Below are 14,751 nucleotides of genomic sequence, written 5' to 3'. Positions count from 1 at the left end.
ACGAGCGAGGGAGCCCGGACACCGGATCCGGACTCCCTCAGCGGTGCCGGAACACCCTCGGACGCAACACTTCGTGCGCGCAGTGCCAGGCCCTACTGCCGGGCGATGTCCGAGAGCCAGCCGTGCAGCCAGGTGGTGGTGGCGCCGGAGTTGTCGACCACGTACGACGGATAGGCCTGGTGCACCGAGGATTCCAGGATTCCGGCGCACGCGCTCGCAGATCTTGATTGCCGGATGTCAGCCAAAACCTGCGGCGTTGCACGGGCGACGGGCCGACACCTCGCGACGGCCGGATGTCCGACGCGGCGTCGCGCCGGGGGACGCCGGGGGTTCGGCCGAAGAAGGTTCGGCCGAACCCGATCGTCGGCGACCGTTGTCGAGGATTCAGATAGAAAAATGGACAGTTTGAGAATTAAATTCACTGTTCTAGCGCTCAGCCTGCAGATTCTTCATACTCGCTGTCGAAAGGTGGCATCCATCACCACCACCGCTCGATGACGAGGAGAACCCATGAAGATCGGCATCCCCCGCGAGGTGAAGAACCACGAGTACCGCGTGGCGTGCACCCCGGCCGGGGTTCGCGAGCTGACCGCGCGCGGGCACGAGGTGTATCTCGAGGCCGGGGCGGGCGTCGGGTCGGCCTTCGAGGACGACGCGTACAAGGTCGCCGGTGCGCGCGTGCTCGATACGGCCGACGCGGTCTGGGACACCGCCGATCTGGTGTTGAAGGTGAAAGAGCCGGTGGCACAGGAGTATTCCCGGATGCGCGCGGGGCAGGTGCTGTTCACCTACCTGCACCTGGCCGCGTCGGTAGAGTGCACCGACGCGCTGCTGAAGTCGGGCATCACGTCCATTGCGTACGAAACCGTCACCGGCCGTGACGGATCGCTGCCGCTGCTGGCCCCGATGAGCGAGGTGGCCGGTCGGCTGGCCCCGCAGGCGGGCGCCTACCACCTGATGCGCAGCGGCGGCGGGCGCGGCGTGCTGATGGGCGGCGTGCCCGGCACCCGGCCCGCGAACGTCGTGGTGATCGGCGCGGGCGTGGCGGGGCGCAATGCCGCGGCCATCGCGGTCGGCATGCACGCCGAGGTGACCGTGCTGGATCTGAACATCGCGCCGCTGCGCGAGCTGGACGCGCAGTACCGGGGACAGGTGCGCACGATCATCTCCAACGCCCACGAGGTGGAAAGCGCGGTGCGCGAGGCGGATCTGGTCGTCGGTGCGGTGCTGGTGCCCGGCGCGAAGGCCCCCAAGCTGGTCTCGAACGAGCTCGTCTCGCAGATGAAGCCGGGCTCGGTGCTGGTGGACATCGCGATCGACCAGGGCGGCTGCTTCGCCGATTCGCGCCCGACCACCCACGACGACCCCACCTATCGGGTGCACAACTCGGTGTTCTACTGCGTGGCCAACATGCCCGGCGCGGTGCCCTACACCTCGACCGTCGCGCTCACCAATGCCACACTGCCGTACGTGGTTTCGCTGGCCGACCGCGGCTGGCGCGCGGCCACGGCGGCCGATCCGGGCCTGGCCGCGGGCCTGAGCACGCACGCCGGTGAGCTGCTGTCCGAGTCGGTCGCGGCCGCGCACGGCTACGACTTCCGCACGGAGGCGGTCGCCTAAGCGCCGCAACGGATTTCGTCCGCCCGCGTCATCGCGGTCGCAGCTGCCGGGCCCTGGGGGCCTCAGCGCTGGGGCCACAGGCGCGGGCGGACGTGCTCGAAGATCAGGATCGTCTCGGTGCGCTCCACGGCCGGATGCGCACTGAGGTGTTCCAGCACGAACAGGCGCAGCCCCTCGGAGTCGGCGGTGGCGACGTGCACGAGATAGTCGTCCGCGCCGGCGATGAAGTACACGTTCAGGACCTCGTTCAGCGCGCTGAGCTGTTCGCCGAACTCGGCCAGGTGCGGGCGCGCGTTGGGCTGGACCCGCACCGCGATCATCGCCTGCAGGCTGCGCCCGACCGCGACCGGATCGATATCCGCGTGAAAGCCCCGGATCACCCCGCGCTCGACGAGCGCCCGCACCCGGCCGAGGCAGGTGGACGGCGCGATCCCGGCCGCGGCGGCCAGCGCGTTGTTGGTCATCCGCCCGTCCCGCGACAGCTCGTCGAGCAGGATGTGATCGATCTCGTCGAGGGGGACGGGCGTCCGCGGGACCGCGGGCCGGTCGGATGTGCGCATACTCGACACGATACCGAAGATCATTCGGCGTAGCTTTCGGGACGATGAAGATTGTTCGCGAACCGAACTGCACAGGCGAACTGGACAGTTCAGACTGAATAAAGTATGGTCCAGGCATGGACCAGAATCCCGGCGACGTCTCCGAGTCCGCCGCCCGCGCCTCGCGCGAGCTCCGGACCCTCGTCGGCCGCCTGCGTCGTCGTCTCATCGAGCTCTCCGACAATCGCGAACTCACCCCGACGCAGACCGCCGTGCTCTCGCGGCTCGGCAAGCACGGAGACGCGTCGGCCAGCGAGCTGGCCGCGGCCGAGCGCGTGCGCCCACAGTCGATGGCCGCCACCCTCGCGGTGCTCGAGCAGCGGGATCTGATCCGGCGCCGTCCCGATCCGGAGGACGGCCGCAAGCAGCTGGTATCGCTGAGTCCGGCGGGCCGCGAATTCTTCGACGATCGTGCGCGAAGCGGGCGGGAGTGGCTGACCGGGCAACTGGAGTCCCGCTTCACCGAGCCCGAGCGGCAGACCGTACTGGAGGCGCTGGCCCTGCTGGAACGGTTGATTCAGCCCGACCAGTAAAGGGGTGGGCCCTTGCCTCCCGTCATGGACCGCGTCGTCGCGCCGCTGCGCCGTTTGCGCGGCGGCGAGGACGGATTCGATCGCCGACTGATCGCCCCGATGATCCTGGGGTCGATCCTGAATCCGGTCAACTCCTCGATCATCGCGGTATCCCTGATCCCGATCGGCCGCGCATTCGGCGCGCCGCCCGCCCAGACGGCCTGGCTGATCTCCGCGCTGTACCTCGCGACCGCCGTCGGCCAGCCGGTCGTCGGCCGTCTGGTCGATCTCTACGGGCCGCGCAAACTATTCCTGATCGGCACCACGCTGACGGGCATGGCCGGACTGCTGGGTACCCTGTCGCCGAACCTGGGCGTACTGATCGCGGCCCGGGTGATCCTCGGATTCGGTACCTGCGCGGGCTATCCCGCCTCGATGTACCTGCTGCGCACCGAGTCCGAGCGGACCGGACGCAACAGCCCGGCCGGCATTCTGACCGTGCTGGCCGTAGCGAATCAGACCATCGCGGTGATCGGCCCATCGCTGGGCGGGCTGCTGATCGGCCTCGGCGGGTGGCGTGCCACCTTCGCGGTGAACATCCCGCTGGCGATCGCGGCGTTCGTCACCGCGCGGCTGCGGTTCCCGGATGTGGTTGCCCCGCAGCGAGGGTCGCGTTCGGGGATGCGGATCGACCTGCCCGGAATCGTGGCCTTCGCGGCGATGCTGGTCTCGATGCTGCTGTTCCTCATGACACCGCGGCTGTCGAATCTGTATCTGCTCGCGATCGCCGCGGCGGCCGCGCTCGCGCTGGTGGTGCGGGAGTTGCGCACCGTGGAGCCGTTCATCGACCTGCGGGTGCTCGGCGGTAATCCGGCGCTGGTGGCCACCTACCTGCGCACGGTGCTGGCGGCCACGGTGTCGTACTGCTTCCTCTACGGATTCACCCAGTGGCTCGAGGACGGCCGCGGCCTGAGCGCCTCGGCCGCGGGCCTGGTGCTGCTGGCCACGTTTGTCACCGCGATCCTGGTGTCCACCACGACCGGTCGGCGGCCTCAGATCCGCGGCAAGCTGATCGTCGGTGCGGTGGTCCAGGTCGCGGGGTGCGCGCTGATGCTGACCCTGCACGCCCACAGCGCGCTCTGGATGCTGATCGGGCTGGCGTTGGTCGTGGGCGTGCCGCAGGGCCTGCTGAGCCTGGCCAACCAGAACGCGGTCTACCATCAGGCGGATTCGGCTCGGATGGGTTCCTCGGCCGGGCTGCTGCGGACGTTCATGTATCTCGGCGCGCTGGCCGCATCCAGCGCCGACGGCATGGTCTTCGGGCACTCGGCCGATACCGCCGGACTACACCGCCTGGCCATGTTCACGCTGGTGGTCTCGGGTCTGCTGCTGGTGCTCACGGTGGCGGACCGATCGCTGGGGCGGGTGGGCGCGGCCGAGAAGGGCTGAAAATGCCACGAGATTAGCTGAATGCTCGCTAAGCTCGGTGTGTCTCGATGATCGAGACGGCTCCATGGGGCGGGCCGCGATTGCCCCCGCGGCCCGCTTCGCCATGTGTACGGACATTCTGCGGGAGGAAAATGCAGGCGCCGGCCGATCCGAGATCAGCTGCTGTGCGGCTACTTTGGCAGATCCGGGCGGCGGGGTACACCGTCGAGGAATTCATCGCGCTGCTGCGGGTCGATCCGTTCTTCGATACCGCCCCCCTCGCGCCGGTCCAGGACTTTTGGACCATTCCTCCGTCGCACAGCGAGTGTGCTGATCGATTGCCGAATCGCGGTTAGGTGCCTGGACGCCGATGAGACAGGATCGATCCATGACCGATGCGCCGCCGATCCTCGCCGGAATTCCGGGCACGTTCCCGCACAGCGTCTTCCACGAGCGCCATCCGCTGCTGATCGAGCAGGTGATCGCGGGGCGGCCCTATGCGCCCGCGCAGCGCGCGGCGCTGCACCGCCTGCTCGGCGAGAGCACCACGGGCGTGATCGAACACATCGACACCGCCGCGCCGGACCTGTCGCACTGGCTGGCGTGGGGTCGGGAGATGTGGGGCCGCCCGTGGTCCGAGGCATCGTTCCTGTGGGCGGAGAGCTACTTCTACCGCCGCCTGCTCGAGGCCGTCGGCTACTTCGACGACGGGGTGTGGCGCGGCGTGGATCCGTTCGCGCCCAAGAAGTACGCGGAACTGCGCACACCGGAGACGGCCGCGGAGGTGTCCGCGCTGGCCCGGGTGTCGGGCGCCCCCGACCACGCGGCGCGTCAGGCGCTGCTGGCCGCGGCGCTGTGGGGCAATCGGGCCGATCTGGGTTTTCTGCTCACCGCGGCGCGGGACGGCGCGGAGGTCACCGAGCGGGCGCCATCGGAGCGGGGCCTGCTCGCCGACGACAGCGCGGTGCTGTGGGCGGCCCTGGAGGCGGCGAGCGACCCGGCGGTTGCGCTGATCGCCGACAACGCGGGCCGCGAACTGCTGCCCGATCTGGTGCTCGCCGATCACCTCCTGGACACGGGCCTGGCCGCCCAGGTGGTGGTGTACCTCAAGCCGCAGCCCTACTACGTCTCCGACGCCACCATGGGGGATCTACTGGCCGTGCTGCGGCTGCTTCGCGCGGCCGCCGACCCGCAGGCGCGGTTGATCGGCGAGCGGCTGTGGGCGGCGCTGAGCGACGATCGGCTGGTGCCGCGCACCCACGAATTCTTCTGCGCCCCACTGACCTACCATGAGCTGCCCGGGGATCTTTTCGTCGAGCTGTCCGGTGCGGAGATGACGATCCTCAAGGGGGACCTGAACTACCGCCGCCTCGTCGGCGACCGCTACTGGCCGCCCACAACGCCTTTCGGCGAGCTGGTGGGTTACTTCCCGTCCCCGGTGACGGCGTTGCGCACACTGAAATGTGATGTTGCGGTCGGGTTAGCGGAGGGCAGGGCGGAAGAACTCGATGCGGTGGACCCCAATTGGCGTACCAGCGGCGACTACGCCGTGATCCACTGTGCGTGATCCCGGACAACGCGGCCTCGTTCCGGTGTGTTCGCGGCGGTCCGGCGCGCTCTCGGCCGGGATCGACTGTGTGCTGCGATGGATTCCGGCCGAATCCGTGCCGGACCGCCGCGAACGCTCTGCGACTCAGCCGATTTCGCGGACCAGCTCGATACCGCGCCCGAGTGCCGCGAGCTTGTCGTCGAGGGTCTCCCCGGCGGGGTACATGCGCACGGTGTCCACGCCCGCATCACGCCAGACCCGAAGGCGTTCGCGCACCATCGGTTCGGTGCCGATCAGAGTGGTGGCCAGCACCATCTCGTCGGTGACGAGGGCGGCGGCGCCCTCGCGATCCCCGGCCTGCCAGCGGTCCCGGATCTCGCCGGTGACCCCGGACCAACCCTGGCGGCCGTAGGCGGCGTTGTAGAAATTCGTTCCGGCGCTGCCCATCCCGCCGATACTGAACGCCAGTTCCATCGTGCGGCCCCGGATGTGCTGGCGCATCCGGTCCTCATCGTCGAACAGCGCGATCTCGGCGCCCTGGCAGATGTCCAGATCGGCGCGGGTGCGCGCGGAGGCGGTCAGCCCGGCATCGAGATGGTCGAAGTAGGCGTGTGCCCCCTCGGGCACGAAACTGGTGCCCAGCCAGCCGTCCGCGATCTCGCCGGTCAGTTCCAGCATGCGGGGGGAGAGGGTAGCGAGGTAGATCGGGATGTCCGGGTTGGCGGCCTTGGACAGCCGCATCGGGCGGGCCTCGCCGGGCAGCGGGATCTGGAATTGCTTGCCGGAGAACGAGATCTTCTCGCCCGCGAACACCTGGCGCACGATCTGCACGGTCTCGCGCATGCGGGTCAGCGGACGCTCGAAGCGCACTCCGTGCAGCCCCTCGATGACCTGTGGCCCCGAGGCGCCCAGGCCCAGCAGGAAGCGCCCCCCCGACAGGTCCGCGAGTGTGAGCGCGGCCTGCCCGATCGCCACCGGGGTGCGCGTGCCGAGCTGAATGATGCCCGATCCCAGCAGGATCCGTTCGGTTCGGGCGGCCAGATAACCCAGGACCGACGGGGCGTCCGAACCCCACGCCTCGGCGACCCAGCAGACGTCCAGGCCCATCGCCTCGGCCTCGACCACGAAATTCAGTGTGTCCCGGGTATTGTCGGAGACCTCGACGGTCGTCGCGGTCCTCACCGTGCCTCCGTGCGGGCCTTGATCGCGGCGAGCGTGCCGGTCATAGCGGTCTCGAACTCCCGCATCCGGACGAAAACGATTTTCTCCTCCTTGTCCGGCATCGCGTCGATTGCCCGCGAGAGGCCCGAGCGGGCCGGGCCCATGCGCACCCACTGCCGCAGCACGGTCCCGCCGTCGCGCGGGTCAAGGGTGAAACGCCATGTCGCGGTGGGATTCTCGGGATCGCTGACCGCCCAGGCGAAGGTGTGGAGGGGATCGCATTCGATCACATGGGAAGTCGTCGACCATTCGCCCAGCGACGGGTGGGCACTGCTGCCGAGGAAGGTGTTGCCGATCGCGGGGCCGGTAGCCCCGCCCAGCCAGTGCGCGGACCGCAGCTCATCGCTGAACTCCGGCATGAGCGTGATGTCCGAGACGATCTCCCACACCCGCTGCGGTGGGGCGTCGATCCAGGTCTCGACCTCGACGGTCGGACCGTCGGCGTACTTCGCGCCGGTCCACTCCATGCTGATCACCTCTCTCGCGGCATGCGCTCCCGAGATAGTCTCGTAATTAGACTTAGCATGTCAACCCCTGTTTAGACGCCTAGTCGGCGGCGAAACGCCGCACGATATCCGGTCGCGTGGCCAGCTGCTGCGGATATCCCGGACCGATCCGCATCCGGGATTCCGTGGCCGGGAGTTCCTCCCCGCAGTGCTCGCACACCACCTGCGCCCGGGTGTCGTGCCCGCAGCGCGTGTGGTGAACCACGACGGGCGGCCCGTCGTCGCTCGCCAGCCAACGGTCTCCCCACCGGGTCATGGCCAGCAGCACGCTCCAGAAATCCGCGCCCATCTCGGTGAGCACGTATTCGTACCGCACCGGTTCGTTCTGGTACGCGCGCTTTTCCAGCAGCCCCTCGGCGACCAGGCGCCGCAGGCGCTCGGCGAGGGTGGTGCGCGGAATGCCCAGCTGCTCCTGGAACTCGTCGAAGCGGCGGATGCCGTAGAAGCATTCGCGGAGCACCAGCGGCGTCCACCAGTCCCCGAGCAGATCCATGGTGCGCGCGACCGAACAGGGCCAGCGGGCGAAGGAGGTCCGTCTCATCATTCGAGAATACCGGGTCCAGGAATCAAACTTCGCTGGTTGACGGCGTTGATTCAGCGGTCCGGCAGCGAGCGAGGCAGTCCGAACCAGGGCAGCGCGGTGTTGTCGAAACGGACCATGCCGCTGATCCGATCGCCGGTGAGGGTCAGGACGTAGGCCTGCCTCCCATTCCTGTTTCGAGTATGGACACGGCCGGCCGGGCGAAGTGGGCGGCCCGAGGTGCGCCCAGTTCCGCGACGGGCCGGTGTCTATCCCCGTGACAGTTCGCACTACGCAGAGGAGCACCGTCATGGGAACGATCGCCGTCTTCGAGAACGTCTCGCTCGACGCCGTCACACAGGATCCGACCGGGGATGAGGGACTCAACAGCGCGGACTGGCGGTCCGTGCTCACTGCGGCCGACCGCGACGCCTGGAACCGGCTCATCCTCGAGGATGCGCTGCGCGCACAGGCCCTGCTGCTGGGGCGCCGCAGCTACGAATTCTTCGCCGCCCGCTACCCCCGGCGCAGCGGCCCGCTGGCCGAACGCATGAACGGCATGCCCAAATACGTCGTCTCGGGCTCCCTCACCGATCCGGCCTGGAACAATTCGACCTTACTGAAAGGGGAAGCGCTGGAGGAGATCTCGGCGCTGCGCCGGGCGTTCGACGGGGAGATCCGCGTCTACGCCAGCTCGGCGCTGCTGCCCATGCTGATCGAGCACGAGCTGGTGGACGAACTGCGGCTGGTGGTCTTCCCGGTATTGATGGGCGTCGGCGCTCGGATATTCGACCGAACGGGCGAACCCGCGCCGTTGTCGCCGAAACCCTTGCGCCTCGTCGATATTCATCGCGTCGGCGATGCGCTGGCCGTACACACCTACGCGCCCATGCGGGAGGGCGGGGCCGATTAGCCTCAGGCGCGGGATCGGTCGTCGAAATGCAGGTCCAGGGTCGGTGCGCCGAATCCGTTGAGCGAGACCGTCGCTGACACCGGTGGATACCCGTTCAGCGCAGCGGCACGGACCAGTACACGCGGGTGCCGGCCGATGGTGCGGTGCTTGCCCGCACGTCGAATCGCCCACCCGATTGCTCGGCCCGGCGGCGCAGACCGTCCAGCCCACCCGGCTCGGGCCCGCCGCCGTCGTCGGTGACGATCACCGTCAGATCGTCCGCCACGCCGATCTCGACGTCGATCCCCGTCGCCCCGGACTGCCGCGCGGCATTGCGGACCGCCTCGCGCACAACGGCTTCCACATGCTCGGCCAGCTCGTCGCCGACCACCGACAGCGGCCCGTTGACCCGCAGCGCGGTCCGGAGTTCGCCGTAGGCGCCCTCGCGCCGAATCGTCATCTCGAGGCGTTCGCGCAGCTGGGTGCTTTGCTGGTCGCCGCCGTGCAGTTCGAAGATGGAAGTGCGGATCTCCTGCACCACGTCCTGCAGACCGTTGGCAATGCCGGTGAGCAGGTCCCGCACCTCGGTCGACTGGGTGCGCGGAATGGTCGCCTGCAGGCTGAGGCCGATAGCGAACAATTGCTGGATCACATGGTCGTGCAGATCGTGGGCGATGCGGTCGCGGTCGGTGAGGATGTCGACCACGCGCATGCGTTGCTGCGCCTGGGCCAGCCGCATCGCCAGCGCCACCTGATCGGTGAATGTCGTTGCCAGCTCCACGATTTCGGCGGTATAAGGCGCCGCACCAGCCTCGCGAAGCACCGCCAGCACGCCGAGGGTGGAACCGGAGGTGAGGAGCGGGACGATCAGCGCGGGACCGGCATCGGGCAGCAGGTCGGCCAGATCGGCGGGGGCGGCGTCCAGGGCCGCGGCGGTGCGCCCGAGAAAGGCCGCGCCGATGGTCGTCCCCTCGGTGCTCAGCGGACTGTCCGGCCGCAATCCGGGGCCGGGCCCGGACCACTCGGAAACCACCAGTTCGGTGATGTCCTCGAGGGCGCTGTCCGGATCCGGTGCCACCGCGAGAAATGCGCGCAGGGAATGGGTGAGGGTGCGGGCGGTGTCGGTGAGATGCGCCAGCACTTCACCGCTGGGCGTGCCGGCCAGCAACTCGGTGGTGATGTCGCGGGTGGCGGCGATCCACGCCTGGCGGGTGCGTGCGGACTCGAACAGGCGGGCGTTGTCGATCGCGATGCCCGCCGCCGCGGCCAGCGCCTCGGCGATCACCTTGTCGTCCTCGCCGAACGGGAGCTGATCGGATCTGTCCACCAGATAGAGGATTCCGAAGGTCTCGTCGCGAATGCGTACCGGCACGGTGAGAAACGATCGGCTCGGCGCGAATCCGGCGGGGCGTTCGTCGGGGCCGACGCGCCGCACTGGATCCGGGAAAACCCCTAGCGCGCCGAGTCGTTCGGGGGGCGTGCCGTTGTGCTCCCGGGCGACCCCATCGCTGTCCTGGCAGATGAACCGGTGCAATCGCCGGTCATGGCCGTAGACCGCGAGCGCACCGTATTCGGCATCAACCAGGGCGGTGGATGCCCGTACGACGGTGCGGAGCGTGTCGTCCAGATCCAGGATCGAATTGATCGCGAGCATGGCCTCGACGAGCGCGTCGATCCGGTCGCGCATGTCGATGACCTGGTCGACGCGATCGCGGACCTCGGCGAGCAGTTCGCGCAACCGCAGCTGGGACAGCGTCTGGCGGACCGAGTACGAGCCGATGCTGGAGGGTTGCCCGGGTCGCGTCGTCACCTCGGACGGTACGACTTCGGGGGGCTGTTCTGCCGGCTCGGGCAGTTCGGCCATCTGGGCAATCCTGACGATCGGCGGGACCACGCTGGCGCGTCGAATCATACGCCCGGCGTGTCATTTTCGATCTTCATTGCGCAGATGTCCGGCGTCCGAGCTGAAGGGGACCTTGTTCTCTGTCGGCGCCGGCCCCGCCGATGATCGGATAGGGATCAAGGGGTTCCGGGCGTATCGGCGCCCGACAGATTGGAGGCGGTCGCGACGTGGTGTGGATCGAGTGGAACTCCAACGGCGAGATCGCGGAATCGCTCGCCGGCTATCGCGGCGGCCCGGAGAGCAGTGTCGTGATCGACCTCGACCGCGCCGAGTCGATGCAGTTGATCGCCGAGACGCCCTACGGGCGGGTGGTGTTCACCCGCGACGCGCTCCCCGCCATCCGGCCGGTGTTCCATCTGGTCGAGGAGGGCCAGATCATCGTGCGCACCCGCATCACCTCCCGGCTCACCGGCACGGTGCGGCCGGAGACCACCGTGGTGGTCGCCTACGAGGCCGACCAGATCGACCCCGCGACGCACACCGGCTGGGCCGTCGTGGTGACGGGCCTGGCGCATCCGATCACCGACCCGGCCCGGGTCGCCCGGTACGAAAAGGTCCTGCGGCCGTGGATGGACCGGAATATGGATTCGGTGATCGCGATCGAGCCGACCATGGTCAACGGCATCCGGCTGCTCGGGCCGTGCGGTCAGGACGAATGACGTTGCCCACCATGAAGTTTGGACGCGTAGACCGCCGCCTGAGTGCGGCGCTCCAGGCCCAGTTTGGTGAGCAGGCGCGAGACATAGTTCTTGACGGTCTTCTCCGCCAGGAACATCCGCTCGGCGATCTGACGGTTGGTCAGGCCCTCGCCGAGCAGGTCCAGCAGTTTGCGCTCCTGGTCGGTGAGCGAGGCCAGGGGGCCGTCGGTCTCGGTGCTGCTGCGCAGCCGCGCCATCAGCGCCGCGGCGGCGCGATTGTCCAGCAGCGAGCGGCCCGAGCCGACCTCCTTGACCGCGCGCGCGAGTTCCATTCCCTTGATGTCCTTGACGACGTAGCCGCTGGCACCGGCGAGGATGGCGTCCATCATGGCCTGTTCGTCGGTGAAGGAGGTGAGGATCAGGCAGCGCAGGCCCTCGAGCTTGGACAGCAGCTCGCGGCACAGTTCGATGCCGTTGCCGTCGGGCAGGCGCACATCCAGGACGGCGACGTCCGGTCGCAGCGCGGGTACGCGCGCCATGGCGGTGGCCACGTCGCCGGCCTCTCCGACGACGTTCAGCTCCGGGTCCTCCTCGAGCAGGTCTACCAGGCCGCGACGCACGATCTCGTGGTCGTCGACGAGGAACACCTTGATCATCGGTGGTGTCCAATCTCCGTGCGGTAGTTACCGCAACCATAGTCCGTCCACAGCGCCCGCACACCCCACTTACTGATCTTGGTTGGTCGGCGGTCACGGGTCGTGGCGGCACGGGGTGTGGAGTGTCCGGTTCACACGAGCCTCGGCCGCCGGGGTGGCGCACCCGGCAGGGTCCTGTGTCCGTCCGTTGTGGGACCAAAGTCCCGGTGCCGAAGTTCCGGATATCCGACTTGTGATGTCGCCCAGCGCTATTCGCTGCCGGCGGTGGGATGGGGTTCGCAGTGGCGGGCGAGCTCGAGCATCTTGGCGCGATATTCGCCCGGGGTGATCCGTCCGGACAGCCGCGCCGCCAGCAACGTGTTCTCGGCGGTCAGCGCGGGCCAGACCTGGGTGGGGGAGGCCCACTCGATGGTGAGCTGGGCGTCCACCTCCGGGGCCGGATCGCGCGGTGTCGGCGGTGTGGGCCGGGCTGGGGGTTTGTGCAGGTGGATGCGGTGAATCCGCCCGGTGATGCGCAACGCGATCATGCACCAGGAGACCAACACGGCCATCGCGCACCCGGCGAAGATAACGATGTCCATCCCTCATCACCTCGTGCCTCAAGGTTACTTCGAAAAGATGTGCCCGCGAACGGTTTCCATCCAAAGATCAGAATCCGTTGGCGGATCGTTGCGACCGGGGCGTCATCGACGGTCACGGGCCGAGTCTCGGCCCGCATCTCGGTGCTTCGCAGGCGGTTGCGATAGATCCAATGCCCATATCTATACAGGAATATGCGCATTGGAATATGCGATTTGGATCGATCGTGTTTCGTCGGCCGGGGGAGCGCCTAGCACCTCCAGTGCAGGTTAGGCCTGGAGAGCTCGACGACGAGCGCGGTGGGGTAGGGGCGAGGTGACCCGACTCGGGCGAGGACGGGGGCTTGTCGTAATCGCGGCCGGCGACTCCGAGGCTGGAAGGCCGCAGGTCGCCGTCCGATTGTGGAGACTGTCGAATAGGTAGATAACAAACTGCGGTACCGACCTATGCGCATTTATACATGAAACTCAACCTCTTCAATCAACAATGCAAAACCCTGCACCGACAGGGAAGTGGCCGTCGAGGAACTAGACGTAACCGCAGATAACATGTAATCTGCGGGTGTGCCCGGTCAAGGTCGTCCGGGCAGGTCTTCCACGGAAACGGATACCTCAATGGCGCGGCATGTCGACGTACTGATCATCGGCGCGGGTCTGTCGGGAATCGGCATGGCCTGCCATCTGACCCGGGAGACGTCCGGGCGCACCTACACGATCCTGGAGCGCCGGGAGGCCATCGGCGGTACCTGGGATCTGTTCCGGTATCCCGGTATTCGGTCAGATTCGGACATGTACACCTTCGGGTACGGGTTTCGCCCGTGGACCGGCACCAAGGTGCTCGCCGACGGGCCGCACATCCGGCAGTACGTCGCCGATACGGCGGCGGAATACGGTGTAACGGACCATATCCGCTTCGGCCGGCGGGTCGTGCGGGCGAGCTGGTCGAGCCGGGAGCAGATCTGGACCGTCACCGCGGTCGACGAGCGCAGCGGCGAAACCGAGGAGTACACGAGCAATTTCCTGGCCGGCTGCACCGGTTACTACGACTACGACAACGGTTATCGCCCGCATTTTCCGGGTGAGGAGATCTTCCGGGGGCCGATCGTCCATCCGCAGCACTGGCCGGAGGATCTGGACTACCGCGGCAAGCGCGTGGTCGTGATCGGCAGCGCGGCCACGGCGATCACACTGATCCCTGCCATGTGCGACGAGACCGCGCACATCACGATGCTGCAGCGTTCGCCCACCTACATCACCGCGTTGCCGGCCGATGATCCGGTCGCCGTCGGATTGGAGGCGGCGAAGGTTCCCACCGCCATTGCGTACCGGACCGGGCGCGCACGCAATATCGCGCTGCAACGGGCGAGTTTTCAGCTTTCCCGGACGAATCCGGGGCTCGCGCGCCGGCTGCTGCTGGCCGCGGTGCGCGCGCAGGTGGGCTCGGGAATCGACATGCGGCACTTCAGCCCCTGCTACAACCCGTGGGATCAGCGGTTGTGCGTGGTGCCGGGCGGCGATCTGTTCCGGGTGCTGCGCTCGGGGCGCGCCTCGATCGAGACCGACCGGATCGAGACGTTCACCGAATCGGGTATCCGGCTCGCGTCGGGCCGAGAGCTCGATGCCGATATCGTCATCAGCGCAACGGGTTTGACGGTGCAGATGCTCGGCGGTGCGGAGCTGGTCGTAGATGGTGAGCCGCTCGCGACGCGGGATCTGGTGTCATACAAGGGGACGCTGCTGGGTGGGGTGCCCAATGCGATGATCGTGCTGGGCTACACGAACGCGTCGTGGACCCTGAAGGCGGACTTGGCCGCGGAATACTTCTGCCGCCTGCTCGAACACATGAAGTCGCGGGGATATTCGACCGTCGTCGCAGTGCCGCAGGAGGGGGACAGGTCCGAGCAGTCGGTGATGGGCGGGGCCCTGACATCGGGCTATATTCAGCGCGGGGATGCGGTGATGCCGCGGCAGGGGACGCGCGGGCCGTGGCGTGTGGTGAACAACTACTTCCGGGATCGGAAGTTGTTGCGCAAGGGCGCGATCGAGGACGGGGTTCTCGAATTCGGGCGGCGTGGAGCGGATGTGCGTCAGGCGCCGGAATCGCAATCGGCCTGATCGGCGGTGGCCGG

14 protein-coding genes are annotated in these 14,751 nt (G+C 68.0%); 7 read left to right on the top strand and 7 right to left on the bottom strand.

Annotation, left to right across the window (positions count from 1 at the left end):
- Positions 1-510 precede the first annotated feature (510 nt).
- Complete coding sequence (ald, locus tag ABH933_RS19390; protein ID WP_215919747.1) at positions 511-1,620, top strand: alanine dehydrogenase; 1,110 nt, start codon at positions 511-513, stop codon at positions 1,618-1,620.
- A gap of 62 nt (positions 1,621-1,682) precedes the next feature.
- Here ald and ABH933_RS19385 read toward each other — a convergent pair whose 3' ends face one another.
- Positions 1,683-2,180, bottom strand: a complete 498-nt coding sequence (locus tag ABH933_RS19385) for an Lrp/AsnC family transcriptional regulator (RefSeq protein ID WP_245401409.1) — start codon at positions 2,178-2,180, stop codon at positions 1,683-1,685.
- Positions 2,181-2,296: 116 nt separating this feature from the next.
- Between ABH933_RS19385 and ABH933_RS19380 the strand changes: the two genes are divergently transcribed.
- The 3 genes from ABH933_RS19380 to ABH933_RS19370 all read left to right on the top strand — a co-directional run bounded on the left by ABH933_RS19380 (position 2,297) and on the right by ABH933_RS19370 (position 5,726).
- On the top strand, positions 2,297-2,752 hold the full coding sequence (locus ABH933_RS19380; protein ID WP_429423600.1) for a MarR family winged helix-turn-helix transcriptional regulator: 456 nt from the start codon (positions 2,297-2,299) through the stop codon (positions 2,750-2,752).
- Between the two features lie 24 nt (positions 2,753-2,776).
- Positions 2,777-4,180, top strand: coding sequence for an MFS transporter (locus ABH933_RS19375; protein ID WP_429423599.1), 1,404 nt, complete (start codon positions 2,777-2,779; stop codon positions 4,178-4,180).
- 367 nt (positions 4,181-4,547) lie between these two features.
- Positions 4,548-5,726 carry a damage-control phosphatase ARMT1 family protein gene (locus ABH933_RS19370; protein ID WP_429423598.1) on the top strand — a complete coding sequence of 393 codons (1,179 nt, stop codon included), beginning with the start codon at positions 4,548-4,550 and terminating at the stop codon, positions 5,724-5,726.
- A gap of 126 nt (positions 5,727-5,852) precedes the next feature.
- Here the strand turns inward: ABH933_RS19370 and ABH933_RS19365 are convergent, their stop codons facing one another.
- The 3 genes from ABH933_RS19365 to ABH933_RS19355 form a co-directional block, all read right to left on the bottom strand.
- On the bottom strand, positions 5,853-6,890 hold the full coding sequence (locus tag ABH933_RS19365; protein WP_429423597.1) for an LLM class flavin-dependent oxidoreductase: 1,038 nt from the start codon (positions 6,888-6,890) through the stop codon (positions 5,853-5,855).
- Positions 6,887-7,396 carry an SRPBCC family protein gene (locus ABH933_RS19360; protein ID WP_429423596.1) on the bottom strand — a complete coding sequence of 170 codons (510 nt, stop codon included), beginning with the start codon at positions 7,394-7,396 and terminating at the stop codon, positions 6,887-6,889. Before ABH933_RS19360 ends, ABH933_RS19365 begins: the two co-directional genes overlap by 4 nt.
- Before the next feature lie 79 nt (positions 7,397-7,475).
- Complete coding sequence (locus ABH933_RS19355) at positions 7,476-7,976, bottom strand: winged helix-turn-helix transcriptional regulator (RefSeq protein ID WP_429423595.1); 501 nt, start codon at positions 7,974-7,976, stop codon at positions 7,476-7,478.
- Positions 7,977-8,265: 289 nt separating this feature from the next.
- On the opposite strand from ABH933_RS19355, the gene ABH933_RS19350 reads away from it, so the two are divergent.
- Positions 8,266-8,868 (top strand): dihydrofolate reductase family protein, encoded by a 603-nt coding sequence (locus tag ABH933_RS19350; RefSeq protein ID WP_429423594.1) that lies wholly within the window; start codon positions 8,266-8,268, stop codon positions 8,866-8,868.
- 94 nt (positions 8,869-8,962) lie between these two features.
- Here the strand turns inward: ABH933_RS19350 and ABH933_RS19345 are convergent, their stop codons facing one another.
- Positions 8,963-10,711: a sensor histidine kinase gene (locus tag ABH933_RS19345; protein ID WP_429423593.1), complete on the bottom strand. Its 1,749-nt coding sequence runs from the start codon at positions 10,709-10,711 to the stop codon at positions 8,963-8,965.
- A gap of 206 nt (positions 10,712-10,917) precedes the next feature.
- Here ABH933_RS19345 and ABH933_RS19340 point away from each other — a divergent pair, with 206 nt between their 5' ends.
- The gene (locus tag ABH933_RS19340; protein WP_429423592.1) at positions 10,918-11,409 is read left to right on the top strand and encodes a pyridoxamine 5'-phosphate oxidase family protein; all 492 of its coding nucleotides are present in this window, start codon (positions 10,918-10,920) and stop codon (positions 11,407-11,409) included.
- Here the strand turns inward: ABH933_RS19340 and ABH933_RS19335 are convergent.
- Positions 11,397-12,044 carry a response regulator transcription factor gene (locus ABH933_RS19335; protein ID WP_429423591.1) on the bottom strand — a complete coding sequence of 216 codons (648 nt, stop codon included), beginning with the start codon at positions 12,042-12,044 and terminating at the stop codon, positions 11,397-11,399. The two genes, ABH933_RS19340 and ABH933_RS19335, sit on opposite strands and share 13 nt — an antisense overlap.
- A gap of 248 nt (positions 12,045-12,292) precedes the next feature.
- Positions 12,293-12,625 (bottom strand): hypothetical protein, encoded by a 333-nt coding sequence (locus tag ABH933_RS19330; RefSeq protein WP_429423590.1) that lies wholly within the window; start codon positions 12,623-12,625, stop codon positions 12,293-12,295.
- A 612-nt stretch (positions 12,626-13,237) separates the two neighbouring features.
- Here ABH933_RS19330 and ABH933_RS19325 point away from each other — a divergent pair.
- A complete protein-coding gene (locus ABH933_RS19325) occupies positions 13,238-14,737 on the top strand; it encodes a flavin-containing monooxygenase (RefSeq protein ID WP_429423588.1) in 1,500 nt (499 codons plus the stop codon).
- Positions 14,738-14,751 lie beyond the last annotated feature (14 nt).

Source organism: Nocardia sp. GP40 (assembly GCF_050434125.1).
In the GTDB taxonomy this organism is placed as follows: domain Bacteria; phylum Actinomycetota; class Actinomycetes; order Mycobacteriales; family Mycobacteriaceae; genus Nocardia; species Nocardia albiluteola.
This window is presented reverse-complemented; position numbering and strand designations above follow the sequence as displayed.

Bases quoted from the DNA above. Each gene is read 5' to 3' on its own strand.
- ABH933_RS19370 (WP_429423598.1), top strand. From the start codon at position 4,548: ATGACCGATGCGCCGCCGATCCTCGCCGGAATTCCGGGCACGTTCCCG.
- ABH933_RS19355 (WP_429423595.1), bottom strand. From the start codon at position 7,976: ATGAGACGGACCTCCTTCGCCCGCTGGCCCTGTTCGGTCGCGCGCACC.
- ABH933_RS19380 (WP_429423600.1), top strand. From the start codon at position 2,297: ATGGACCAGAATCCCGGCGACGTCTCCGAGTCCGCCGCCCGCGCCTCG.
- ABH933_RS19360 (WP_429423596.1), bottom strand. From the start codon at position 7,396: ATGGAGTGGACCGGCGCGAAGTACGCCGACGGTCCGACCGTCGAGGTC.
- ald (WP_215919747.1), top strand. From the start codon at position 511: ATGAAGATCGGCATCCCCCGCGAGGTGAAGAACCACGAGTACCGCGTG.
- ABH933_RS19345 (WP_429423593.1), bottom strand. From the start codon at position 10,711: ATGGCCGAACTGCCCGAGCCGGCAGAACAGCCCCCCGAAGTCGTACCG.
- ABH933_RS19325 (WP_429423588.1), top strand. From the start codon at position 13,238: ATGGCGCGGCATGTCGACGTACTGATCATCGGCGCGGGTCTGTCGGGA.
- ABH933_RS19375 (WP_429423599.1), top strand. From the start codon at position 2,777: ATGGACCGCGTCGTCGCGCCGCTGCGCCGTTTGCGCGGCGGCGAGGAC.
- ABH933_RS19350 (WP_429423594.1), top strand. From the start codon at position 8,266: ATGGGAACGATCGCCGTCTTCGAGAACGTCTCGCTCGACGCCGTCACA.
- ABH933_RS19330 (WP_429423590.1), bottom strand. From the start codon at position 12,625: ATGGACATCGTTATCTTCGCCGGGTGCGCGATGGCCGTGTTGGTCTCC.
- ABH933_RS19385 (WP_245401409.1), bottom strand. From the start codon at position 2,180: ATGCGCACATCCGACCGGCCCGCGGTCCCGCGGACGCCCGTCCCCCTC.
- ABH933_RS19335 (WP_429423591.1), bottom strand. From the start codon at position 12,044: ATGATCAAGGTGTTCCTCGTCGACGACCACGAGATCGTGCGTCGCGGC.